Genomic DNA, 25,063 nt, shown 5'->3' on the forward strand with positions numbered 1-25,063 from the left:
GCCTTGTGCTGACACCATTGGGGAACGGTAACTCTCGTTGTCGTCCTAGGAGATCTGCGACTTCCACGTATGAACACGCGGCTCCCGCTCCTCGAGTTGCCGTTGAGGAGAATCCGCGATCCGAGCTGCTTTCAGTCCAGCAGCCGCTATTCTGCTATTGCGATCCAGGCCCCGAAGGTGACGCACGGGATTCCCACGGGATCAATCGGAGGTGCTCTCCACCGCTCCCGATCCCATGTCCTCACGGTTCTTTCCCTATCAACGGAAGCGGCGCCAGTCCGTAGACTGACGCCGCTTCTTGGTTGACCGGGTGGAGTCATCCACCTGTCGTTTTACCGGATGGATTGATCCATCGGTTGTTAGGCATTCTTCCTGCGCGCCGTGTAGAGCGCAACGAGGCCTGCTGCCAGGAGGAGGAGTCCGAGCACGATCGCATTGCGAACGTCCGCACCCGTCACCGGCATGTCCGGACCGGAGGGATCCTCCGGGTCCGCGGGAATCTCATCGAAATCGTTGTCGAGGGTGACGGAGACGGCGGTGCCTGCCTCGTCTTCGACAACGATGACGACCTCGGTTCCGTCGCCGCTGATGGTGACATTGGAGTCAGCCGACCATTCGGCTCCCTCCCACGTCACGGTTGCGGGAACATCGAACTCGCCCTCGGTGAGGGTGACTTCGGTGCCGAACGGCACGTTTTCGATGGTGGCGGGCTCCCCTGCGACGAGCTCGAGCTCAACGCTTTGCGGGGCGCCGAGGATGTCGGTCCACGTGGCGGTGACCGGGTAGGTCGTGTTCGCCGGGACAAGGTCCGCTCCGGAGCCGGAGAGTTCCTTAACGATCGAGAGGTTGCCCAGCGTTGCGTGAGCAACGTTGGTGATCTCAACGGTCGGGTTCTGTGCCGCTGCGATTGTCAGCGTCGCGGTGCCGTCCTCGTTGATGATAAGGCCTTCGACTTCGCCCCAGGCTGGAGCTGCCCACGTGAAGGCCGCGTTGCCGGCGAGAGCATCCTCGACAAGGGTGACCTCCGTGCCGTGCGGCAGATACTCTCCGAAATCGACGGGGGTGCCGTCGACCGGGACCTCGATCGAACGGGAAACGGTGACCAGGTCACCAGTCTCCCCATCGGCCTCAACCCAGGTTGCAATGATCGTCACGGTCTCGGACACGTCGGGATTGTCCAGGAGGACTCCCTCAACGTACTTGACGAGCGTGAAGGTGCCAGGGGCCCAGGTCGCCTCGTTGGTGACGGTCACGAGTGTGACATCGTCCTGCTGGTCGGAGACAACAACGTCGGCGCTGCCGTCACCGTTGTCGGTGACGTCGTCACCGGAGATGACGATCTCATCCCAGATCACGGTGTCGAAGCCGGGGCGGTCGCCCTCGGTGATCGTCACAACCGTGCCGGCGGGCAGATCCTCGCCAAGGGGCGTGGGCTCGACAGCGTTGATCGTGAGCTCGCGAACCTGCTCGACGTCATCAGCGTCGGTCCAGGTGACGGTGACCGGGAATTCGGTCTCGGGAGCAACCTCGTCGGCTGCTTCACCGGCGATGCCCTTGATGATGGAGAGGCCAGCAACGGAGGTTGCCGCATGGTTCTCGACCACGACAGCTGCCTCAGCGTTACGTCCGACTGTCACAACGGCGGAGTTGCCATCGATCTCGACTCCGTCACCGGACCACGCGGGTGCAGCCCAGGCGATGCTGGAACCGTCCTCAAGCGGAACTTCGGTCAGGATGACCTCGGTGCCAATCAACAGATCCTCACCGAGCGGGACCGGGGTGCCATCGGTCGGGACCTCGAGGGTCTTCGAACCGGTGACACCTTCCTCATCCCATGTGGCATTTATTGTCACGTTCTCGGGAACAGCACCGTTATCTGCCTGGTCGCCGGTTACGATCTTGGAAATCGAGAAGGTGCCGACGGTGCGCTCAATACTGTTCGTCAAGGTGACCTCAACAGGAGAGTCGATCGCTGCGTCGTCAACAAGGACAGACTCGGGGGTGAACACAGGTTCGCCCCAAGTGAGGATGTCATCGTCTACAAGCGCAGTTTCTTCGAAGGTAACAGTGGATCCGACCGGCAGGTCCTCGATGATAAACGGAACGCCTTCGGTTAGCTCGATTGTACGATCCGCCGGATCCGGGAATTCTTCACTGATCGCAGTCGTGTCGATCGATGCGGTGACCTCGAAGGTGCGGTCTGCAGTCGGATGGTCCGCTGCCCCTCCCTCAACTTTCTTGACGATGCTGATCGAGCCAACATCGAACGTGTTCGTGATCGTCACAACGACGGGATCATGTGCGATAACAGCAGCGCCCGAAACCTCGGTCGCCGTTGCACCACCGGTGACAGTCTCAACGACCGTGCATTCGGCACCGATCGGCAGATCACCGATCGTCGCCGTGTAGTCGTTATCTGCCGATAGCGGGACGATTCCGTCGTTAGCGAGCGTGATCGGTGTGTCCTCTCCGTTGACGTTGTAGACGCACTGGGCCTGGGCCTCGAAGGGACCAACTCCGTAGAGCTCGGCTCCGTCACCTACGAGTTCCTTGTTGATGACGAGCTCGCCCACATCAAACGTGTTCGTAACCGTCACGACCGCGGGTGTTGCTGAAATACTGCCGGAACCGGAGACCTCGGTTGAGGTTGCACCGCCCGTCTTTGTCTCGGTGACCGTGCAGTCAGCACCGATCGGCAGGTTACCGATGGTGGCCGAGTACCCGTTGTCCGCCATTAGCGGGACAACCCCACCGTTAGCTAGAGCAATCGAGGTATTGGCACCGTTGACGTCGTAGACGCACTGGACCTGGGCCTCAAAGGGGCCAGCTCCGTAGAGATCAGCACCTTCGCCAACAACTTGCTTGTCGATGACGAGCTCACCCACGTCGAACGTGTTCGTAACCGTCACTACTGCTGGGTCATTTGCGATAACAGCATCGCCCGACACTTCGCTCGAGGTGGCTCCACCGGTGAGGGTCTCGGTAACGGTGCAGTCAGCACCAATCGGGAGGTTCCCAATGGTGGCCGTGTAGCCGTTGGCCTCACTGAGGGTCACGCGGCCTTCGTTTGCGAGGCCCACGGGGGTCGGCACGCCATCGACGTCGTAGACGCACTGGGCTTGAGCCTCAAAGGGTCCGGCTCCGTAGAGATCAGCACCCTCGCCAACAACCTGCTTGTCGATGACGAGCTCACCCACGTCGAACGTGTTCGTTGCCGTCACGAGGAGCGAGGAGAGTTCCTCGGTGTCCTGCGTCGGAACGACAATTTCGGCAGGGCTGATGCTGGTCGACGTGGCGCCTCCTGTCGTTGTTTCAACAACCGAGCAGGACGTGCTTGCCGGCATCGACGGAGTCGTGTAGGTGCCGCCGCCAACAAGGGAGAAGGAATCCGTGAAGATCTCGTCACCGTTGTAGATGCAGACGAGGTCGAAACCGAACTCGCCGGTTCCGAAGATCTCGGCGCCTTCACCATCGACCACCTTTTCAAGGGTGATCTGACCCGCGTCGTAACCGTTGGTGACGGATACGTCGGTCGGGGTGTCTGCGGAGAGAACACCGATCGTTGCCGTATCGCCATCGGCGGTGACATTGAGACCGGAGTAGACGATGCTGTCCGCATTGGAACCAACCTCGGTCAGCTCACACAGCGAACCAACAGGAATCGTGTTCGCCGGGATGTTGACGGTCTCCCCATCTTCGAGGGTGAACTCGTAGACCGCGGTACCGGCATCGTCGAACGTCACGGCGTTGCCGAGCAACGTCTGGCAGGTGAGCACAAAGTCGAACGGGCCGAATTCGCCAAGATCGGCGTCTGTTTCGACCGTCTTCGAGACCGAAAGGTCACCGAACTGGTAGTCGTTGCTGAGCGTCGTGATCTGCGCCTGCGGGACATTGCCCTCGGCGTCGACACTCTCCAGAACCTGGAGCGTGTCGTTCTCGATAGACCGCGAGGTCTCGCCGAACTCACCGAGATCGCCCTGTTCCGTCACCGTACATTCGGCGCCGTAGGGGATGCCGTCGATCTGGACTGTCCATTCATTTGCCTCTGTGAGAACAATGGTGGAGTAGTCACCCAGGTCGACCGGAGCACCCTCGATGGTGCACTGAACATCGGCTCGGAACTCGCTCGGCGCGTAGGCCGCGGCGGGTCCGGTGATGTCCTTCGTGACCGCGATGGAACCGATGGGGAGCTGCACGCCAACCTGGGCCGGAGTGAGCTTCTCCCACGAGTTTGTGTTCGCGGGCAGGTAACGCACACCAAACTGGTTGATAGCACGCTCGTTCTCAACCGGGACGGTCACCGAGGCACCCGACGGATCTGCCGCGGTGGCCGGTGCGTTCTCGGTCTCGAACGTTACATCAACAGTGTTGCCGGGAAGCATAGTTCCCGCATCCGTACCCGCGAAGTCAACATGAATGCGGATGCCGCTGACGGTCGACCAGTCGGTGTCGTTCGCTGCTTCCAGCCACGTTTCACCGTTCTGCTCACAGGGCTCCTGGTTTTCAAGATTCGACCAGGTGCCGGTGCACACGTCGCTGGAGGACGTGACCTCAACCGTGTAGGTAGCGCCCTCGGGTGCGTAAACGGTTGGGGCCTCCGTGATCTGCGGACGGTAGTCCGAGCCGCGGTTGCCACCGGAGACATACATCTTGTCGCCAGCAACGGGAAGCTGGTCAAAGATGACGAGTTCGTCCATGTTTGTCGTGCCGGCGTTGACGGTGCGCAGTACCCACGAATCGGTTCCACCGATGGCGGAGTTCGCGATGCAGGGGTAGCGGTAGTAGTCGGCACCATCCGAGGCCGTGAGGTTCGGTGTGCACGCCAGGTCCGCGTTCAAGGAATTGACCGCGCCGTCAAGCGAGCCCATGACTCCCTTGACCGCGTAGAGGTTCATTCCTGCGGTCGGCTGAACGAAATCCGAGGTGCCACACGACGTGGGGTCCTGCGTCCAGTGACCGGTGTTGCCCTGATAGGGACTCGTGTTGCCACACTGATCCAGAGTCTCGACCGTGTTCGCAACAATAACGTTTGTCGCTTCCTGTCCAGCCTGGAGTCCCGGCTGGAGCTCAAGGTGGATACGGATCTTAAACGTCTCGCCCGGCTGCATGATGTTTCCATCCTCTGGCCAGGTGAAGACTAGTTCCCCGTCCCTTTCCTCGAGCGTGACGTCTTCGGACAGCGTTCCGCCATCCTCCGCCTCGTAAACGGGGGCGTACTCCGCACTGAACAGCAGGGAATCTGGCAGTTCATCGCGCAGTTCCGTCAGTGTCAGGTATCCGGTACCAGAGTTCTGAACGGTCAGATCCCACGGAATCGGAACACCGACGTTGACCGTGCGGCGTCCTTCGTTCGCGAGCTTGTTGACCTTGATCTCCTGGGTTCCCGGGCTCAGCTCGACTACGGCGTCAGCCGTGACTTCAGGGCTGCGGTCCCGTTCACCGATCGCCTGGACGGTCACCGTGTTCTCAACGGTTCCCTCCATGGCAATCTCCTCGCCGCTATCGCGGAAGGTGTCGCGGAGTTCCACGGTGAACGGAATCGATGCGTTCCACGATGCTGCGGGGAGCGTCTGCGAGAACAGGCCACCGTCAGCACGGGTGAATGTCACCTCGATGCCCTGAATATCCGCGTACTGCTCGGCACCAACCGGAACCTCAACGGAATCCAGCGCGGTCGGAGCAGAGTCAATCCACTCCATCGCCCCGCTATCACCGAACGGGCCGTAGACAGACACAACGGCCTGGTCCGATCCGGACGGCGCACTGATCGTTCCAAGTCCCGTGAAGGTGAACGAGTTCCAGAAGTCGGGCGAGCTGACGTTGTCGTCGCGGATCCACACCTCGACAGGCGAGAGCGTATTCCTGGGCGTCGTCCCGCTATTGGCGGACAGCGTGACCGTCACGGGGGTATCCCGCTCCGGCTCGATTAGCAGCGACGGGGACACCGACTTGCCGGGGGCAACGGTAATCTCACCGCCGGTGAGAACAACGCTGGCCGGGTCAAGAGCACCCGTTCCCTCGCCGTCTGCGAGGACGGGATCGAAGGACTGGGCGAATACGCGGTTCGTGAGGTTCGCGGTTTCTCCAGCCAGGAAGGTCTGATCACTACCGTCGTGACGGAGCGTCTCGCGAAGCTTCGTCTCGTAGGTAATCGTGAACTCGTTTGCCGACGAGATGGTGCCACCGGTTTCCGCCGGGTCGGAGCCCTGGAAGGTCACGGCAACGCCGATAACGTCCTGAAGTTCCTCCGCGGTCATGCTAGGTAGAGCATCCACGGTCGTGTCTTCAACGCTGAGCGCGTTTGTCACCTCGTCGTAGCGGAGCAGCCATGCGGGTGAAGCCGCAAGGTCGACCTCGCCCGGCCTTGACGAAGAAACCTGAAGACCGGTCAGATCAACCCTGTTGAAGGGGCTCTCATCCAGCCACTCGGTCGCATCACCCATCTCCCCCAGGTCAAACGGTGACGTGGTCGCGCCCGCAGCCGTGGCTTCAACCTGGCAGTCGGTGTTGCTACCCATGTCATCGCATTGCGGCGGATCAACAATCGACAGGTAGGAGGCCTTCGATGCAGACATGCTCGATGCCTTCACCGTCCAGTTGATCTCCTGGAACAGGCTCGGATCGGCACCGGGTGCGGGGACGTAAATCTGATCCTCACCGTTAACGATCGACACCGACTTGTCCACGCGGACGTTCGGGGAGCCGTTGATGATCTGAATTTCATCAGCATCGGTGTCCCGTACCGGATCCGTATTCTCATCGATCGGATCGGCCTCGAGTTCAACAGTGTTGAGAACTTCGCCGGTGTTGGCAGTGTTGTAGGTTCCACCCTGCTCAACCCAAATGCCCGCGCTGCGGGTCTTGTTCCTGATTTCCCAGTCGAGGGTAAAGGCACGTCCTGAGCCTTCGGAGACACCGGTCCCCGGCTCGGGCGCGTACGGGTCGGTGGCATTCGTGCGTGCGTCCGTGTTCTCGCCGAGAACAATCTGGAAGCCGACGGTCGACTCGCGTTCAGCAGCCGTTAGCTCGTAGCCAACGAATCGGCCATTCTGGATCCAGCCACCGCTTGGAGCGGCCACCTCAACCCAAGTGGAGCCATCATAGAGTCGCACCGACTCGATCGTGTCGTACTTGAGGAACCAGCCATTCGAGTACGGAGTATTCGAAGCGTTGATCGGGTCAATGCGCTTCAAGTCAAAGGAATCGTAGACGCTCTCCTCGATGTTGATCGTTGGATCCGACGGATCCGTGATCGTTGCATTCTCGTACCCTGCCGTGAGGCTCCACGACAGAGTGGTCGACCGTTCCTGACCTGACTGCGCAATGACATTCGCCTCAGTCCAGCTCTTCACAATATCAATCGGTCCAGGACCGCTGGGAGACGGGACAACCGCACCAGTATCGACATCGAAGTCCTCGTCAATTACCGGCGTTCCATTGCCAGTCTCACCGTTTCCTGAGGCAACCGCTGCGTTCTCGTACTCCGTAGCTACGTCCGGGAGGTCTTCACCGAGGCGGGTCTGTTCAAGGGCGGTGAAACCCACGTAGGGACGAGCATTGAACGTGGCGGGAAGGCCGTCATCACTCGAGAACTCAAAGCGCACACCAGTCACGTCCTCAGCGGCAACGGCCGGCGTGAGCGAAGCGAGGGCAGCATCAAGCGCGGATGCATTGAGGCTAACGAAGCGGGCCGAGGTCTCCGCGGGGAAGACACTGACCTCATGCCACGTATCCCCTACCTGAACGGAGAAGCTCAGCTCAACGTTGGCCGGAACCTCGGTTGACGGCATCGAGGAAAGCTCAAAACCATTCCAGAAGTTCGACGCCGAGTCATCCCAGACATCCTCAATAATGAGGGACTCGTTGGTGACCCAGTCGGACGACGCCACCGACTGCGCGACGAGGCTGGTAACAACGGTCTCACCCGGGTAGACGTCACGGTTCGGGCGCACGTCCTTCGTCAGGGTGACATCAATACCCGGTGCAATAACAACAACCGAATCGCGGTCAGTATCCGAATCAGACAGACCGTTCGGGGCAGTAACCTCGACGGACACACCATTATTGAGCGTGACCGAGTTCGGGGCAGCGCCTGCCGCGTCCTCGGTCGTTGCGATATCGAAGGTAGCATCCGCACTCGCACCCACCGCAATTGTTCCGGTGAAGACGATGTCGAACCCGGAAATGGCAACCCCGGGATCAGCCGGGGTCGCCCCATTCGTATAGGCGGTGGTGATCGGATCTCCACCATCAAGCGGGTGGTAGACGACAGCGGCGTCGGTCGCACCGGCAGGCCATGTCGGCGCCGCATTGAAACCATCAAAAGTGATCGTGTCGGTGAAGAAGTCCCGGTCCGAGATAACAAGCTCGGCTACTGGAACACCGGACTGGTTCACACCGGTGAGGGTCGCTGATGCGGACTGGCCGGCACCGATCCGATCCTGCTGGATGTCCTTCGCCGCAAGGGCCTCGATGGGAGCCGGGGTGATCGCGAACGGGGCATTGTCCGTCACGGTCACCGGCTCATACTCGGGCTCAATAGCCGTGGCCGAGGCAATGTTCGTGACATCCTGGCGAGCAACCGACAGGTCGCTACCATCATTGCGGTCCGTGGCCCGCTGGCCTACCGTCATATCAATCGCGGCCGAGGCGCCAGCCTCGATCTCGCCAGCAAACGTAAAGCGGAGCCCAGCAACATCGGCTGGGTCGACACCCGTGGGAAGAGCCGCAGTCACCTCAGCGTTACCCGTCACCCATGCATAGGTTCCGTCTGCCTGAAGAACGTAGGCGTCCACTTGAACGGTGTCGGCACCTGCCGGAAGTGCAACACTGTCAAGCGAAGCGAGGTCAACGATGCTGAACGGGTTGTTTGCATCCAGGGTGTCCGCGCCGTCGACCGCCGTTGCCGGGTCCTGAACAACAAGACTGCTCACCGGAATATTCGATGAGTTTGTCGCGGCAAGGGTAACCGCGGACTCAGCTCCCTCCTCGAAGTACTGCGAGGAAGGGTCCCAGTTCTTTGTGATCCCTGCATTGATCGTGCCGGGAACATTCACAGTAACGGTGGCCTCGTCAGCATCCGGCGCCGAGTTATCAGCGGAGGAAGAGACATGGTTGACGGCGGTGATGTCGGTGCCACCGGGTAGATCCTGCGGCACCTGCAGTGTCACCTAGAGGTGGAGGGTCTGTCCCGGCTCCATTCCTTCGCCGTCCTGCGTCAGATGGAGCACGTCAAGGACTAGCGAAGTATCAGCGCCAAGTTCTGCAGGCTGGTCGGTTAGAGCAGTATCGCCCTCATACCAGGTAACTTCGCGGGGAACTTCTGCCGCTGCCGGGCTGATGAAGACGTTGTCAATCGGCCACCCGGCCAGCTCCGTCGGGAAATCATCTACCAGCTCAGCATTGAGACACGTCGTTTCCTGGCATTCCAGGTAGATGCTGTAGGTAAACGAATCACCCGGCTGGAGCTCTTCCTTATCGACCGACTTTCGAACGGTCAAATATTCCGGGAACTGCTCCTGCATCGGCGAGGCGGGTTCGCCCGTGGCAGCCGCGGGGAACAGCATGACGGCAGCAACGATCATGGCCAGGGCGCTGTACGCGCGCTTGCGCATACGAGTCACACTCGCACGACTCTTAGCCAAACCCCTGCTACCTGCCGAGCTCAGCGTGGCCAGTACAGAATGACAGGCTCTCATCAGCCAGTTTGGCTGACGAGAGCGGGTGTTGTCGTCATTCAACGGATGAGGACGTTTCACGTCATTCCCCCTTTTCCAGTTGTGATTTCATCGGGTGTCTCCTTTTTTGAAGTGCTGGTAAGAACGTTGAAGCTCTGCTGTCAAAGTCGCGCGTAAGAGTGGCTATGGCAGGGCATAGCTCACCCAGTAAAGGGCTTCACAAAGCTGCTACTGGGTCCAATTTCCATTGCCTCAACGCGCGATTCCGCGTGAAATCTGAGCGCAACAGGTCAGGTCAAACGACTCCAGACCTTGAGGTAGTATCCGTCGATCGCCATTGATCGACGGATACCGGGATTGGTGTAAAGATAGGGTCGATTGCTGAGGCACCGTCGCTGAATGCGCCGGCGGCCGCGTGTCGACACTCATGAATTCCTCGCAGTTCTCATAACGGATCACCCAAGACCGTCATGGGCTCGGGCGATATGCCGATCTGATCGTCCACCGAAAGCTTGTGCGCTTCAATGAAAGTCGGAGAACCCGCGCTCCATTCATAAAGTTATGATTACTTTTTCAGCAATGTCTCCCCATTTGATGAGTCGTTCAAAAAATGATGAGAGGGCGAGTAATCATTGTCGTCGGCGCTTCGGTAGCCGGGTAAGACGGCCTTAGCCGAGTGCTATTAGCTTCGATAATGGCTTCATTACATCAATACATGTGCGCGTCTATCGCACATCATCGCACCGAGATTCCCTAGACCAAGATGGGTATCAAACCGCTTCTTATTTCATGAGAAACTAAGAAACGAGTTTTTCCATCTTGTTACGATGTGGATATGCCAGGCGATTCTCTGCATCCACTACCGGCCGTTGCGCGATTCTTTGTCACAGCACCGGAGGTCAGCGGACGAGAGATTCTTCGCCACGAACTATTTGAGATCATTACCTCGTCGGTACGTGAGTATCCGATCAGCGTCATTGAAGCACCGTCCGGTTTCGGAAAGACCACCGCCCTCAGCCTGTGGGCAAAGGAGCGCGAGGAGCCCACCGTTTGGTTAACCCTCGGCCAAGAGGGCAAGACAACAACGCAACTTTTCGCCTACCTTTTAGCGGCACTGCAGCGCACATTTCCCGAGTCTGACGATCTCAGCAAACTGGTGCTCGATGTCCAGGACGGCGCGGAGTCACTACAGCCGGTTCTCGAGTCACTCTTGGACGCGATCCCTTCCGCCGGCACAACCGCTGTCATCATCGACGAAGCACAGGCTTCCAGTCAGGACGCCCTCAACAATATTGTGGTTCCGCTGGCTCGTTACAGTGGCGGTCGTATCCGCTTCATTCTCAGCGGCACAGGTCGCCTGTCGAAGTGGATGGCAAACCCCCTTGCCAAAGGGGAGGCTATCCGGCTCGCAAACGTCGCGTTCCCATTCACGCAAAACGAAGTGAAAGAGCTTGTCGCCCTGAGTAGCGACGCAGGTGCCGATGCCGCTCTGCGCCTGTGGGAGGAGACGGGTGGATGGCCGGTGGCGGTCCGGCTACTGCTTCAAATAGGAGCCGTTGAACATCCGCCGGTCAATCTGAAAGAGCACACTCCCCCAAGCGTCCTCACCGACTACATTGAAGCGGAGATTCTGGAGAAGATCCGTCCGGAGCTTCGCGAATTTATCCTCGATGCGGTTATCGCCGACCGAGTCAATGAGAGCCTTGCCAGCGAGATGACAGGCAGCCACCTCGCTGCCTCCTACCTCGAAGAGTGCCGCACGGGCGGCCTGTTCCTCGACAGCTTCCAATACAACGGTGGCGGAACCGTGTACCGCTGGCATTCCACCTTCGCGCTTAGCTGCCGTGAGATCGCCGAGCGCACCGACCCGGCTCGGGTACAAGCCGTTCACCGTCGAGCGGCGGGATGGATGGCCGACCCATATCCGGCGGAAGCTATTTTCCATGCGCTCCAAACCGGCGACGACGACTTCGCGGTGGCAATGATCAACGAAGTGTGGATGCCGCTCGTCATGCACGGGCACACGGACCGACTGGAGGAGCGTTGCCTGCAACTGCCGAGAAGTAGGCAACACGATGCCTCAATTATGCATATCCGCTCCGTGTGCCGCCACATTGCTGGGGACACGATCACATCCGAGTTGCTCAGAACCCATGCCGATGCTGCCTTGGAACGACTGTCCGGTGACGAACTCAAGCAGTCCCCCACGACAATGATTTTTACGAATCTCCAAATCCTTTCAGGACACGCCGAACTCACGGAGACTGTGGCCGAGGCCGAAAAGATCCTCGCGAAGGCGGCCCTCTCGAAGAGCCAACACCTGCACTACATGTACGTGGTCGGCTCCACGATGATCCGCTTGCGCACCAACCCCCGTCGCGCCATCGAGCTTCTAACCGCGGCGACAATGGGTGCTCGAGAAATGGGTCTTCCGAGACTCGCGCACAGGGCGGCCGCAATGAATGCCCTCGCTCTCGCATTCGTCGGTAAATTCCATGCCGCACGCCAGATCATTGATCGCGAATCGGCAGACAACCCCAGCATGTTCGATCCAATCGACGGAAGCGTCGTCTATTGGTCGTCCATGTTCGTCGCCTATTGGCAGGGGGATATCGACCAGTTAATCAGGGACGCCCGGGTTCTCGACTCTAGCCAGCAGAAGGCAACGTGGCGTACTGGGATGGGGCGCCTCTATTTCGCGGCCACGGCAACGATCGCCCGACACGACCTCCTCGACGAAGCACTCGTCATGCTTGATAAGATACCCGACACCGTTGAGCACGGTCTCCCCTGGCCCGCCTACAAGGCAATCGCCCATGCCGGCATACTGTGGGCCCGCGGCAAGAGGCCCGCTGCCGTTCAGGCTCTTGAGCGGATCGGTTCGCACGACGGGATCACAACCGTGTTATCGATGGCGGCAGAAATGTGGCGCAGGCTTGGCTACCCCAATAGGGCCCTCAAATTGATTTCGAAGATCGACAAGAACCAGCTCACCAATTACACCGCGTCGAGCATCCAGTTCACCCAGGCTGTCATCGCATGGGACAAAGGAGACCAGACCCTTGCCCACAATCTGCTAGACAGCTGCCTCACGCTAGCCGTTCCAGAATCAATTGCGTCGCCGTTCGTCGGTCTCGATGAATCATCGCGGGCGCTCATCCTCGCCCACATCGACCGGGGTACACCCCACGAGCATTTCCTAACCGAACGGCTGGCAACGAGTCCTTCTCATGTGGTCTCAACCCTCGAACCGAATCGCGACCTCTCCCGCCGCGAAACGGAGATTCTCCAGTACCTGGCAACGCCGATGAGCGCCGAGGAGATCGCGGAGTCCCTCTTCATCTCTCCCGCCACCGTCCGATCTCACCAGAGGTCGATCTACCGCAAGCTCGGGGTGAAGAGACGGCGCGATGCCGTGCGCGTGGGGCTCCAGTAGAGCAACCGATTCGGGTCGTGTTGCTATGCGCGCGGGTGTGCCTGACCGAAAGCGCTCCGAAGCCTTTCTGGCGATACGTGAGTGTAGCGTTGGGTCGTTCCCAAGGACGAGTGCCCGAGGAACTCTTGAACTGTGCGCAGGTCCGACCCACCATCCAGCATGTGGGTGGCCGCCGAGTGGCGCAGGTCGTGCGGTGCAGTATCGGCAATACCCGCCAGGCCGCTGAGCCTGTGGAGGATTCCGCGTAGCGTCCGCGGGTCGAGCCGGCCTCCCCGGTCCCCGAGGAAGAGTGCGTCCGTTGGCTTCACGAGAAAGGACGGACGAACCTCGCGGTAGGCATCGAGTGCCTCCTGCGCTGGCGCGCCGAGGGGCACGATTCGTTCAACGCCGCCCTTACCGAATACTCGGACGGTATCGCCTTCGATATCGGTCGTGTTGAGCCCCGTCAGTTCACTCACTCGCAAGGCGGATGAGTAGAGCAGTTCGCAGGCCGCCCAGTTGCGGATCTTCGACTTGTTGCCGCGCTCGGCCACGTCCTTGGCGTAGTCGAGGAGTTTCCCGGCATCACCGACCGACAGCACGTGTGGGAGGCGTGAATCCGGGGACGGAGAAGAAAGCCGGGCACCGGCATCCTTCTCCGTCACACCCTGCTCGGCAAGCCATGCGGTGAAGGACTTAATGGCAGCGGCACGCCGCGCAAGACTCGACCTGGACGATCCCGCACGCTGCTGGGTTCCGAGCCACGACCGCAGGTCTTCCAGCTCAAGGTTCTCCAGCCCAAGATCAGCGACGGTCAGGTCATCACTCCTGGCGCCGACAAGAGCCGACAGGTATCCGAGCAGATTCCGGGCGTCCGACAGGTACCCGGAGACGGTGTGATCGGACAGTCCCCGACGCACGGAAAGCTCACGCCCGTAGGCGTCAATGAGGGAAGAAACGGCGAGCGAACTCATACCGCAACCCTAATCCACCGGTCGGCAATGGATCGTGCCAGACCAATCGATTGGAGGAAAGACAGGGATGTCGCAGTCTCGTGAGCTGACAGTCCCGCTTCTCTGGCAATACCGGTGAGTGACCCAACCACGCGGGGCGTCAGAGCATTCCAGACACGTCGGTCCCGTTCCCCCAGCCTGTCGTACACTGTCTCCGCCACGCGAGGAAGGGTATCGGGCCCGATGGTACCGAGGAGCTCCCTGACATCCTGTGCGCCGGTGACGCAGATCCCGAAGTCCCGCAGCAACTGATTCGTGCCAGCACTTGCCGCTGAGGTAATGGGTCCCGGTACCGCGGCGACATCACGGCCGATCTCCGCCGCGTGGCGAGCGGTCGATAGGGCACCCGAACGTACGCCCGCTTCCACCACGACCGTGACCTGACCGAGCGCGGCGATGAGCCGGTTGCGGGACAAGAACCGGTGCCGAGCGGGAGTAGCCCCCGGGGGCATCTCAGACACGACCGCTCCACCGGAGACGACGATCGCTTCGATGAGCTCCCTGTGGGCGGCAGGATAGACCCGATCGATGCCTCCTGCGAGCACAACAACTGTCCGACCGTGCCGGGCCAGGGTGGCCCGGTGAACGGCCGCATCAATGCCGAAGGCGCCTCCGGAAACCAGGACGTGAGTTGCTGCCAAATCCCCCGCCATCTCACTCGCCACGGACTGACCATAGGACGTTGCGGCTCGCGCCCCGACGATTGAGACCGACGGCCACGAGAGGATCGAGGCTCGCCCTCTCATCCACAGCCCGATCGGCTGCAGAGTACCCAGATCCGCCAGGCTCTTCGGCCAGTCTTCATCGTCCGGAATGAGGAACCGTAGATTCCTATCGAATCGGCCGGCAAGAACGTCTTCATCCAGGCCCTCCAGGCGCAGTTTCCACCGCGCAGCGTGCGTAGCAAGGTCACCGTCCAGACCGCCACTGCGGAGTAGCTCGAGTGCTTCTAGCGCACTGCCGTCGAGATGACCCGCGGGGTCGCCGGGTTCTACCAGGTGGCTCCAGACCGCCCGTGCGGCCCGCTCTCCTGTCATTGTCTGCATTGTCGCCCTTTCTATCCGTCCTTATCTTCGCGAGCGGGCGAATGGGCGTTCTCGTGCAGAAACTCCTTGGCGGAACAATGCGCCCGGCCCGTCCTTGTGGACGGGCCGGGGCTGATAGCAAGAGTGGCTACGACGGAGTTAGCTGACGCGGGCGGAAATGGGCTTGCAGTTAGGCCCCGGGGTCAGCGACACCAACCTCGGATACCGCTTCGCCAGGGCTACTTGTCGAGCCCGAGGTCCTTTGTGATGTCTGACTTGTTGAGCTCTTCGACGTTGACGTCCTTGAAGGTGACGATGCGGACGGAGCGGATGAAGCGGGTGGTGCGGTAAATGTCCCACACCCACGCGTCGGTGAGAGCGACGTCAAAGAACACTTCGCCGTTGTTCGCCGAGCGGATCTTCACGTCAACGTCGTTGGCAAGATAAAACCGCCGCTCGGTCTCAACGACGAAGCGGAACAGACTGAGGACGTCGCGGTACTCGCGGTACAGCGCGAGCTCCATGTCGCCTTCGAAGTTCTCCAATTCACTCATGTGTTACTCCTGGAAGCTGCCAAGCCGTACGGTGGTGGACGTGTGGCCCGAGCCGAGAAAGCGCGTCGATGTGGGCTGGCGAGGCATAGCCCTTGTTCGACTTCCAACTATAGCCGTCGGCGCCGTCGAGCCCGACCATGAGCTCGTCGCGGGCCACTTTGGCAAGGATCGATGCTGCGGCAATGACGGTGCAGGTGAGGTCGCCTTTGACGACGGTGCGGACTTTCGGGGTGTCGAAGCCGGTAAACAGATCATTGCCTGTCAGCCAGTCGGCAACGCCGTCGAGAAGGATCAGGTCGGGGACGACCGGTAGCTGGGCAAGGGCCGACATGCCAGCTTCGCGCAGGCCCGCCATGATCCCTGCCCGGTTGATCGTATCGACGCTTCCGTAGCCCACTGCTCCGGGAGCCCAGTTCGTGATTGTCTCGACGTAGGCTTCCCGCACGGCGGGGCGCAGTACTTTTGAATCTGCGAGGCCCACTGGCGCTTCGGGTGTCGAGGTGGTGATGGCGACGGCACCGACAGCGACGGGGCCCGCGAGTGCTCCCCTGCCAACTTCGTCCATGCCGACGATAATGGCGGGCCTACCGAGTTGTTCGGTCAGCTCCGCCAGGACCTGCTGTTCCAGGTCCGGTGTTGCTAATTTCATGGCTCGGGAACGTCCTGGAACACGCTCGAGTAGTCGCCGAGACCGCCGAATCTGCTGAGCGGATACATGATGAGAGCGACGCGCCCCTCGATGTTGTCGACAGGGACGAAGCCGCCACCGGGCGCTCCCATGTGTGCGCGAGAATCTTCCGAGTTCGAACGGTTATCTCCCATGACCCAGACGTGTCCATACGGGACGATGACGCGGAACTCCATACCGGACGGAATCGTTCCGGTCTTAATATAGGGCTCTTCGATCGGTTCGCCGTTGACGGTAAGCAACCCTCCGCTGCTACAGCAGGCAACTTCATCGCCGCCCACGCCGATCACTCGTTTGACGAGGTGCTGGCCCGAATCCTTCGGCAGGAGGCCGATCATTTCACCGATGGTGTAGAGCGTGTCCATGAATTCGGAACGATCGGGGTCGTCTTCGCTGTCGAGCCAGCCGCCCGGATCGACAAAGACGATGACGTCGCCCCGGTGGATTTCGTCGGCGGAGTTCGCCAGCTTATTGACAATGATTCGATCCCCGATTTCGAGGGTGTTCGTCATTGAGGAGGACGGGATGTAGAACGCCTGGAAGAAGAACGTCTTGATGAGAATCGAGATGACAAGGGCGAAAGCGATAACCGCCACCATCTCCGCCAAGTATGACTTCCAGCCGGATTTCTTTGACTGCGCTTCCTGCGCAGAGCCCTCACCTGCTGGTTTGGGGACGTAGCTGGGTGGCATTTCGTCATCGCGACCATGATCCTCAGCCATTCGTCCTCCTGCCTATCTTCACTCTGTCATCATAGGGCACATATGAAGACGGCCCGCCGGATAGTCCCGGCGGGCCGCATAACGTCTTCTAGTTAGCGTCGTTACGCTTCTCACGAATCTTGGCAGCCTTGCCGTGGCGATCACGCAGGTAGTAGAGCTTGGCGCGGCGAACGCGGCCGCGGGTGATGACTTCAACCGAGTCAACGGTCGGCGCGTGGAGGGGGAAGGTCCTCTCAACACCCACACCGAACGACATCTTGCGGACCGTGAAGGTCTGGCGCAGGCCGGTGCCCTGGCGTGCCAGGACAACACCCTGGAAGGCCTGAATACGGGAGCGGTTACCTTCGATGATGTTGACGTTCACGCGGACGGTATCGCCGGCGCGGAACTCCGGAAGGTCGGACTTAAGCGACTTGTTGTCGACAATGTCGAGGTTATGCATGGTGTTTCTTCTATTCCCGTCCGTGCGCGCAGGTCACAGTCGATGTTCAGGGCAGCGGAACTGCCGAAGATTAATGGTTTCTCGCCGATGCGCTTCCCCCTGCGGCAGGATTTGCGCACTGTGTCAGCGAGTGATCAGCGCGTTCTAGTATGTCACATCGAGAGTTCGAGCCATAACAATATCCTCGTTATTCTGCTCACCCACAAGGAAAGAGCGGCTTCCCACCGACTCGAATCCGAGCTTCGTGTAAAGCGCCTGCGCCCGGCTGTTTCCCCTGTTTGTTCCCAGCCACACGTAGGGCCTCTCCCACGACCGGGTTGCCGATGCTAATTCCTGCAGTGTCGCCGTCATCAGCAACCCGGCAAGACCCGACCCCCGCCAGGGCCGATCGAGATAGAACTTCGACATTTCCACAAGAGGACCGATACGAGGACCGTCCGCCAGCTCAGCATCGACCGGAGCACCTTCATCGGCTCCCGCCGCACCCTCCCCCTCCGGGACGAGGCACAGCGAATAGGCGATGAGGCAACCATCGTGGTCCCGTACACCAACGAGGACCCACCCTTCGGATGAAATGTAGTTCTGGAACGCCTCAACCGAAAGATTCTTGGCCATAAAGGCCTGAATATCGGCATCCGACATGCCCTTTGGGCAAGCGTCCGGGAATGTTCGTGCCGCGAGTTCGCTGTAGTCACCAGCCGCGTCCATGTTGGTTGGGATCTCCGCAACCGGCTTGAACGGGTGCATGCCGATTTCGGCCTTTTTCGGCCAGTACCAGCCGTGCTGGCCCAGTGCGGCGCGGTCCCGCCTGTCAAGGTCGGCAGCTTCGAGAGCGGCAATCATGTCGGGGCGCCGCAGTGCGGTCTTGCGGAGTGCTTCGTCCCTCCGCCACCTGGCGACCCGTCCGTGGTCGCCGGAGGTGAGGATCGCGGGAACCGATTCGCCCCGCCAGTCGAGCGGCCTCGTGTAGCTCGGGTATTCGAGAAGCCCTGCGCTGCCGTGCGATTCTTCGACGAGAGATTCGGGATTCCCAATAACTCCCGGAACGAGACGAGCAACGGCCTCGACAAGGGCGAGGGCGGCTACCTCTCCCCCGTTAAGGACGTAGTCTCCGAGGCTGAATTCGAAGACCTCGACTCCCTCCAGTTTCTCGTAGTGGGAAGCCACCCGCGCGTCGATGCCTTCGTAGCGCCCACAGGCAATAACGATCTGATCGCAGCGCTCCGCGAGGTCCACGCAGATTTCCTGCGTCAGCGGATATCCGGCAGGCGTTGGGATAGCGAGCACTCTGCGCGGGGAGTCGGTTCCCAGGTCCGCGTCGAAAGCAGTGTCGAGGGCCTTGCCCCAGATATCGGCACGCATGACCATGCCGGCACCCCGCCAACGGGGGTGTCATCAACGGTACGATGTCGGTCCTCGGTCCAGTCCCTCAGGTCGTGAACCTGAATGTCGATAGAGCCCCCTTCGGTTGCCTTACCGACAAGTGAAAGCCGCAGGGAGTTGAGATAGGAGGGGAAGACGGAGAAGATGTCGAAGCGCATGGTTACTTCGTTTCCTCAGAAGCATGATCCTGAGAATCATCGCTTTTCGAAGAACCCGAGACCGTCTCCTCGGAGATCACCATTTCCTCTTCGGAGAACAGGCCGGGAGGCGCGTCGATAATAACGCAGTTGTCCTCAATGTCGATCTCGGTAACGATTTCTTTAACAAACGGGACGCGGGTTATGAGACCGTCGGGCTCTTCCACGACGAGGAGGTCCTGGCCCGGCATGATCTCAAGTTCCTTCACCACGCCAAGCGTGTACCCGTCCGGGTCGAGGGCTTCAAGGCCGACGAGTTCGTGACGGTACCATTCGTCCTCACCGGTTTCTTCCTCTTCGTCGGTCTCCACAACGAGCTCGACACCGCGGATAGATTCGGCGGCGGTGCGGTCTTTGATCTCGTCAAAGAGAACGAAGTACGAGTCCTTGTAGGTGCGGTTCTTCGCCACCGTGAGGGGACCCGCCTCGGGCGGGTCCGTTTCCAGAATCGAACCGACTGCCAGGCGAATTTCCGGACGGTCGGTCCGGACGTCAAGCCGCACTTCACCCTTAAGGCCGTGGGGCTGACCGATAACTGCTACGCGTAACTGCACTTTCCCAGAGTACAAGAAGGTGCCGACACGATAAGAATCGTGCCGGCACCCTGAGATGTATTAGGCCTGGTCAGTCTCGACGACGTCTACGCGGACAGAGCCGCGAGCAACGAGCGCCGACATGACGGAACGCAGTGCCCGTGCTGTCCGACCGGAGCGTCCAATGACGCGTCCGAGATCGTCAGGATTGACTCGGACCTCGAGGGTCTCCCCGCGCCTGCCGCGCTTCGAGTCGACGCGAACATCATCGGGATTATCGACAATGCCGCGCACGAGGTGCTCGAGAACATCCGCCAGCATTAGGCGTCCTCGGCCGGTGCTTCTGCCTCGGCGTCAGCGCCGGCTTCTTCCGATGCCTCGGCTACTGCCTCAGCGTCAGCGGCAACCTTGGCCTCGGCCTTGGCGGCACGCTGCTTCTCGGCGTCGTTCTGAACGGCGGCGATAGCGGCCTTGCGCTCTTCAGCCTTCTCTTCCTCGGTCACGGTCTTGACCTCGAGAACGCCTTCGGCGTTGCCCTTGCCGCGGAACTTCGCCCAGTCGCCGGTGATGTGGAGCTGACGGCGGACCGCGTCGGACGGCTGAGCGCCGACCGAAAGCCAGTACTGTGCACGCTCGGAGTCGATCTCGATAAGCGAGGGCTCCTGAAGGGGATCGTACTTGCCGATCTCCTCGATGACTCGACCGTCGCGCTTCTTGCGACTGTCGACGACAACTACACGGTAAAACGGCGCATGGATCTTACCCATGCGCTTCAAACGAATCTTAACTGCCACTTGTGTGGTCACTCCTGGTTCTGAGTTATGGATCGCGGATGTCAGGTGGGGACCCGGACTCCCGGTCTCCGGAACACGGCTATTCCTGGTGAGAGGGTCCAAGTCAAGCCGGGTACGCCGTCTAATTCTGCCAGAATCAGCCGATCAACCCAAGCGGTAACGAGACATTCACTCCGTGGCATCACTCACGAGCCGGCCGCCAAGCACGACGGCATGCGGGGAGTTCAGAAGCTCGGGGTTCGACCGTGGATCATCGGCATAAACAACCACGTCGGCCACGCTTCCTTCTTCCAAGGCAGAAAGGCCAAGTCGTGCTCGCCCCTCCCAGGAGGCAGCGGCAATGGCAGTGTCCGCGGGAATGCCGGCATCGATACAAGCGATGATCTCGCTTGGTAGCGTGCCGTAGGAGAGCGTGCTTCCAGCATCGGAGCCCATGAGCAACGAAATACCAGCGTCCGCCATGGCAGCCATGTGCTCCTTGCGGTTCTCGTACATGTGTCTCATGCGCTTGCCGTACACGGGATACTTCGCGCCAGCCTGATTGGCAATATCGATGAAGGTCTCAACCTGATTGGCCGTTGGGGTTACGAGAATGCCGCGCTTTGCGACCTCGATCATCTGATCGGGTGACATGCCCGTGCCGTGCTCGATGTCGTCGACTCCTGCCTCGAGCAGATCATCGATCGTCTCCGTCGCAAAGGTGTGGACCGCAACCTTGGCACCGGCCTCGTGGGCGGCCTGCACCGCGTCCATGAGGATCTCTCGCGGCCAGAGCGGCTCCAGGTCCGAGTCTGCGCCCTTGGATCGGTCAATCCAGTCACCAACGAGCTTTACCCAGCCGTCGGCCTTGGCGGCTTCGTCAACGACAACGCCCGGGAGCTCGGCGGGTTCGATCTCGCGGGCAATCCCCCGCAGGTACCTCATCGGGCGAGCTATGTGGCGCCCGCAGTGGATGATCCTGAGAACGCCGGGTTCCGAATCGATCCACGACATGTCACCGGGGGTACCGAGGTCGCGAACATGGGTGACGCCGCTGGCCACCACATCAGCGGCCTGCTGCAGAGCAGTTTCACGGTCGACGAGAATATCCGCGCCGAGGCCGATATGGCAGTGCACGTCAAGCAACCCCGGCATGGCGAACCCACGAACTGTGGTTGCCGTCTTCGCTCCCTCGGGCTTCACGTAAGTGATCGCACCATCGACGATCCAGGCTTCGGGCGCTATTCCACCCCCGTGGATAATCGTTCCAGTCAGGTGGATCATGGCCTACTCCTTTACGCTGTCGCGATGTGTGGTCAGTTTTCCAATGCTCTGTCGACGCAGTGTCACTATCTCAGCTCTGAGGCTAAGTGGCCTGTCGGCTGGGAATCCCTACCCGCGGCCCGGGCGTTAGGACGTCCAGTCTGCCTCGGATCGACACGTTGTACGCCTTCTGCCTCCGGAGCAGACTGTCCTAGGTGCCTACGCTGGAACGACCGCAGGCACGTCCCTATCGGAGGAACTTGGCGAGCTCGTTCAGGTCCGGCGTATCGTCCCCCTGGTTGGAGACGCCGAACGCGGATCCCTTGGGCTGGTTGGCACGCTTCTGAGCCGCCTCCCGCTCCTGCTGTGCGCGCTTTGCGGGGTTACCGGAGCGGCCCTTCTTGTTGGCCGACTTCCTCTTCTTGGAGGCAGCTGGCTGACGGGCCTTCGCTCGCTTGCCCATGCCGGGCAGCGATCCCATGCCGGGGGCTCCGCCGCCCGTCTTCGACATGTGCTGCATCATCGTCTTGGCCTTCTCGAACCGGTCCATGAGGGAGTTCACCTCTTGGACGGTACTTCCGGAGCCCTTGGCGATGCGGAGACGGCGGGAGCCGTTCAGGATCTTGGGGTCGCGACGCTCCTGCGGGGTCATCGAACGAATGATGGCCTCAACGCGGTCAATCTCGCGCTCGTCGAAGTTCTCGAGCTGGTCACGGAACTGCCCCATGCCGGGCATCATGCCCAGCATTTTCTTCATGGAGCCCATCTTCCGGACCTGCTGAAGCTGGGCCAGGAAGTCGTTCAGCGTGAACGTTCCCTCCGCCATCTTCTCCGCAAGATCTTCAGCTTCCTTCTCATCGTAGGCCTTCTGGGCCTGCTCGATCAGGGTGAGAACGTCACCCATGTCGAGGATTCGGGAAGCCATGCGGTCAGCATGGAACCGCTCAAAGTCTTCAAGCTTCTCGCCGGTGGAGGCAAAGAGGACCGGAACACCGGTCACACCACGGACCGAGAGTGCCGCGCCGCCGCGAGCATCGCCATCGAGCTTGGACAGCACAACACCGGTGAAGCCAACACCGTCACGGAAGGCGATCGAGGTCTGGACTGCGTCCTGACCAATCATCGCGTCCAGAACAAACAGGGTCTCGTTCGGGTTGACAGCATCCCGAATGTTCCGGGCCTGCTCCATCATCTCCTCGTCGACACCGAGGCGACCGGCCGTGTCGACGATAACGACGTTGTAGTGGTTTTGGCGACCGTGCTCAACACCTGAGCGTGCCACCTGAACGGGGTCACCGACACCGTTGCCCGGCTCAGGAGCCCACACGTCCACGCCTGCTCGCTCGCCCACGATCTGGAGCTGGTTGACGGCGTTGGGGCGCTGCAGGTCGGAGGCTACAAGGAGGACCTTGTTGTCCTGTTCACGCAGCCACAGGCCAAGCTTTCCAGCGAGCGTGGTCTTACCGGCACCCTGGAGGCCGGCCAGCATGATGACTGTTGGCGGGCGCGAAGCAAAGTTCAGTTCACGAGTGTCGCCGCCAAGGACCTCAACGAGTTCGTCGTTGACGATCTTAATGACCTGCTGGGCCGGGTTAAGGGCCTGCGAGGACAGCGCAGAAACAGACTTCTCTCGGACGGACGCGGTGAATTGGCGGACGACCGGCAGGGCCACGTCGGCTTCAAGAAGGGCACGGCGAATCTCGCGGATCGTCCCGTCGACGTCCGCCTCGGAGAGACGGCCCTTGCCGCGCAGCTGCTTAAAAGAGCCGGTTATCCGATCAGAAAGTGATGCAAACACAGTCGTCCTATTCCTTTGACTTCGTTTAAGGGTAGCCGTTTCTCGTCCGCTACTACTACCCGGCGAGCCCGTGAACAGTGCCTCAGGGCCGCCCGAATGTTCCCAACCATCTTAGCGACTTGAGGAAACATCCACGAGATCCTGCCCTAGCAAGCGTTCCTCACAACCGGGCGAGGCAAATCAGGCCCACCTGCGCGGAGCAAGTGAACCGGCGGGGCAATGCCGGAAATAACCGAGCACGACCCCGCCGGGACCGCTGAACGCCAATAATTAGTGTGGTTTTCACCCTACGAGAAGGCGCAGCTTCCTGGACTTACGGAGCCCAGTTTTCAAACTCTTCGGCGGTTGCGTAGGAGTACTGGGTTCCCCTCTTCGTGACGGAGTTAGCAGCGTAACGGGATGCTGTCATCAGCGCATCGGGAACGCTGTCGCCCTTGACGATTCGGGTGGCGAAGCAACCGATAAACGCATCTCCAGCACCCGTGGAGTCAACCGCTTCCACCACCGTTGAGTCGATGAGGACCTCGTCGGTCTCGGTCAGCCAGAGGCTACCGCGGGAGCCGAGCGTCACGATAATGTTCTCGAGCTTGGATTCGGCGAGGATCTTCTTACCTGCCTCGGTGATCTCCTCGATGGTCTCAAGATCCTTACCGGCAAGAAGCGAGAGCTCCGTTTCGTTCGGAACGAAATATGTGCACTTGGCGACGTACTCGGGATCCAGACGAGTATCGGCAGGCGCCGGGTTGAGAAGGACGGGGACACCTCGCTCGACAGCAAGGTCGATCGCGGCATAAACGGTCTCGAGCGGGATCTCCAGCTGAAGGACGAGGAGCTTGCACTCCCCAATCGCATCCCCAGCATCCGCCACATCCTGGGGCGACAAAAGACCGTTCGCGCCCTTGACGATGATGATCGAGTTGTTTGATTCCCTATCGACAAAGATCGGGGCAACCCCCGAGCTGCCCGTGGTTTCGAGAACCCATTCGGTGTCGATCCCGTTGTCGTCGAAGTTCTTCACGGTGTTTGCCGCGAAGATGTCGTTGCCTACCCGGGTGACCATGCGGACGGTGGCCCCAAGGCGAGAGGCGGCGACAGCCTGGTTCGCGCCCTTGCCTCCGCATCCCATCTCGAACTCGGGGGCTTCGATTGTCTCCCCCTCCTTCGGCATGCGGTCAATGTAGGTAATGAGGTCAACATTGTTCGAACCGACAACTGCGATATCCATGACGGACCTTTCTGCCGCGTCGACAGCGACGCGAGGTTGAAGGGAAATATAAAAGCCAGCTGCGGGAAGCGATAAGGAAGGCTGGTAACCATCCGTGCCCGGTCGGGTCGATATCCCGCTGTCCCGATACTCGGAGTGTACGCCGCGAACACTGCTGTTTGCTCGATGGCAGGAGGGAGAACTTCCCACAGGAGGTAACGGTCACCAGCTTTGCCTCGCAACAGCGTTCGACTCGGACACCAGTCGGCAGCATTCCCTCAACGCGGGAGGCGAACTCCCGCTGGGCGATAACTGTTCCGTAAGAGAGTTGATGCCCTCCGGGGAGGGCATCAACCAAAGAGTGAATCGAACGAAT

Annotated in this window: 16 protein-coding genes; 1 reads left to right on the forward strand and 15 read right to left on the reverse strand. The window is 60.5% G+C overall.

Going from position 1 to position 25,063, the window contains the following annotated elements; genetic code table 11:
- Positions 1-359: 359 nt before the first annotated feature.
- Entirely contained in the window at positions 360-9,158 is an 8,799-nt protein-coding gene (locus EJ997_RS05980; protein ID WP_126703756.1) for a DUF5979 domain-containing protein, read from the reverse strand.
- A gap of 12 nt (positions 9,159-9,170) precedes the next feature.
- Entirely contained in the window at positions 9,171-9,614 is a 444-nt protein-coding gene (locus EJ997_RS05985; protein WP_126703757.1) for a hypothetical protein, read from the reverse strand.
- A gap of 898 nt (positions 9,615-10,512) precedes the next feature.
- Here EJ997_RS05985 and EJ997_RS05990 point away from each other — a divergent pair.
- Complete coding sequence (locus tag EJ997_RS05990) at positions 10,513-13,113, forward strand: LuxR C-terminal-related transcriptional regulator (protein ID WP_126703758.1); 2,601 nt, start codon at positions 10,513-10,515, stop codon at positions 13,111-13,113.
- Between the two features lie 23 nt (positions 13,114-13,136).
- Here EJ997_RS05990 and EJ997_RS05995 read toward each other — a convergent pair whose 3' ends face one another.
- From EJ997_RS05995 to rbsK, 13 genes are all read right to left on the reverse strand, one after another.
- Positions 13,137-14,066, reverse strand: coding sequence for a tyrosine recombinase XerC (locus tag EJ997_RS05995; protein ID WP_126703759.1), 930 nt, complete (start codon positions 14,064-14,066; stop codon positions 13,137-13,139).
- Complete coding sequence (dprA, locus tag EJ997_RS06000; RefSeq protein ID WP_164719837.1) at positions 14,063-15,142, reverse strand: DNA-processing protein DprA; 1,080 nt, start codon at positions 15,140-15,142, stop codon at positions 14,063-14,065. Before dprA ends, EJ997_RS05995 begins: the two co-directional genes overlap by 4 nt.
- Positions 15,143-15,369: 227 nt before the next feature.
- Positions 15,370-15,684: a DUF2469 domain-containing protein gene (locus EJ997_RS06005; RefSeq protein WP_126703761.1), complete on the reverse strand. Its 315-nt coding sequence runs from the start codon at positions 15,682-15,684 to the stop codon at positions 15,370-15,372.
- The gene (locus tag EJ997_RS06010) at positions 15,677-16,333 is read right to left on the reverse strand and encodes a ribonuclease HII (RefSeq protein ID WP_126703762.1); all 657 of its coding nucleotides are present in this window, start codon (positions 16,331-16,333) and stop codon (positions 15,677-15,679) included. Before EJ997_RS06010 ends, EJ997_RS06005 begins: the two co-directional genes overlap by 8 nt.
- Positions 16,330-17,094: a signal peptidase I gene (gene lepB, locus EJ997_RS06015; RefSeq protein ID WP_126703763.1), complete on the reverse strand. Its 765-nt coding sequence runs from the start codon at positions 17,092-17,094 to the stop codon at positions 16,330-16,332. Before lepB ends, EJ997_RS06010 begins: the two co-directional genes overlap by 4 nt.
- Positions 17,095-17,182: 88 nt before the next feature.
- A complete protein-coding gene (rplS, locus tag EJ997_RS06020; protein ID WP_126703764.1) occupies positions 17,183-17,536 on the reverse strand; it encodes a 50S ribosomal protein L19 in 354 nt (117 codons plus the stop codon).
- Between the two features lie 144 nt (positions 17,537-17,680).
- A complete protein-coding gene (locus EJ997_RS06025; RefSeq protein WP_323052637.1) occupies positions 17,681-18,898 on the reverse strand; it encodes a GNAT family N-acetyltransferase in 1,218 nt (405 codons plus the stop codon).
- Positions 18,899-19,079: 181 nt separating this feature from the next.
- Positions 19,080-19,670, reverse strand: coding sequence for a ribosome maturation factor RimM (rimM, locus tag EJ997_RS06030; RefSeq protein WP_126703765.1), 591 nt, complete (start codon positions 19,668-19,670; stop codon positions 19,080-19,082).
- 60 nt (positions 19,671-19,730) lie between these two features.
- A complete protein-coding gene (locus tag EJ997_RS06035) occupies positions 19,731-19,970 on the reverse strand; it encodes an RNA-binding protein (protein WP_054952084.1) in 240 nt (79 codons plus the stop codon).
- The gene (rpsP, locus tag EJ997_RS06040; RefSeq protein ID WP_126703766.1) at positions 19,970-20,443 is read right to left on the reverse strand and encodes a 30S ribosomal protein S16; all 474 of its coding nucleotides are present in this window, start codon (positions 20,441-20,443) and stop codon (positions 19,970-19,972) included. The genes EJ997_RS06035 and rpsP overlap by 1 nt, the downstream gene beginning before the upstream one ends.
- 168 nt (positions 20,444-20,611) lie before the next feature.
- Positions 20,612-21,706 carry an amidohydrolase family protein gene (locus EJ997_RS06045; RefSeq protein WP_126703767.1) on the reverse strand — a complete coding sequence of 365 codons (1,095 nt, stop codon included), beginning with the start codon at positions 21,704-21,706 and terminating at the stop codon, positions 20,612-20,614.
- Positions 21,707-21,932: 226 nt separating this feature from the next.
- Entirely contained in the window at positions 21,933-23,483 is a 1,551-nt protein-coding gene (gene ffh / locus EJ997_RS06050; protein WP_126703768.1) for a signal recognition particle protein, read from the reverse strand.
- 313 nt (positions 23,484-23,796) lie between these two features.
- On the reverse strand, positions 23,797-24,708 hold the full coding sequence (gene rbsK / locus EJ997_RS06055) for a ribokinase (protein WP_126703769.1): 912 nt from the start codon (positions 24,706-24,708) through the stop codon (positions 23,797-23,799).
- Positions 24,709-25,063: the final 355 nt, after the last annotated feature.

The sequence above is a fragment of the Flaviflexus ciconiae genome, assembly GCF_003971195.1.
GTDB classification, from domain to species: domain Bacteria; phylum Actinomycetota; class Actinomycetes; order Actinomycetales; family Actinomycetaceae; genus Flaviflexus; species Flaviflexus ciconiae.

Excerpts from the sequence above, each read along its gene's own strand:
- EJ997_RS05985 (WP_126703757.1), bottom strand. The coding sequence starts at position 9,614 with ATGCGCAAGCGCGCGTACAGCGCCCTGGCCATGATCGTTGCTGCCGTC.
- EJ997_RS05990 (WP_126703758.1), top strand. The coding sequence starts at position 10,513 with ATGCCAGGCGATTCTCTGCATCCACTACCGGCCGTTGCGCGATTCTTT.
- EJ997_RS05995 (WP_126703759.1), bottom strand. The coding sequence starts at position 14,066 with ATGAGTTCGCTCGCCGTTTCTTCCCTCATTGACGCCTACGGGCGTGAG.
- dprA (WP_164719837.1), bottom strand. The coding sequence starts at position 15,142 with ATGACAGGAGAGCGGGCCGCACGGGCGGTCTGGAGCCACCTGGTAGAA.
- EJ997_RS06005 (WP_126703761.1), bottom strand. The coding sequence starts at position 15,684 with ATGAGTGAATTGGAGAACTTCGAAGGCGACATGGAGCTCGCGCTGTAC.
- EJ997_RS06010 (WP_126703762.1), bottom strand. The coding sequence starts at position 16,333 with ATGAAATTAGCAACACCGGACCTGGAACAGCAGGTCCTGGCGGAGCTG.
- lepB (WP_126703763.1), bottom strand. The coding sequence starts at position 17,094 with ATGGCTGAGGATCATGGTCGCGATGACGAAATGCCACCCAGCTACGTC.
- rplS (WP_126703764.1), bottom strand. The coding sequence starts at position 17,536 with ATGCATAACCTCGACATTGTCGACAACAAGTCGCTTAAGTCCGACCTT.
- EJ997_RS06025 (WP_323052637.1), bottom strand. The coding sequence starts at position 18,898 with ATGCGTGCCGATATCTGGGGCAAGGCCCTCGACACTGCTTTCGACGCG.
- EJ997_RS06035 (WP_054952084.1), bottom strand. The coding sequence starts at position 19,970 with ATGCTGGCGGATGTTCTCGAGCACCTCGTGCGCGGCATTGTCGATAAT.
- EJ997_RS06045 (WP_126703767.1), bottom strand. The coding sequence starts at position 21,706 with ATGATCCACCTGACTGGAACGATTATCCACGGGGGTGGAATAGCGCCC.
- rbsK (WP_126703769.1), bottom strand. The coding sequence starts at position 24,708 with ATGGATATCGCAGTTGTCGGTTCGAACAATGTTGACCTCATTACCTAC.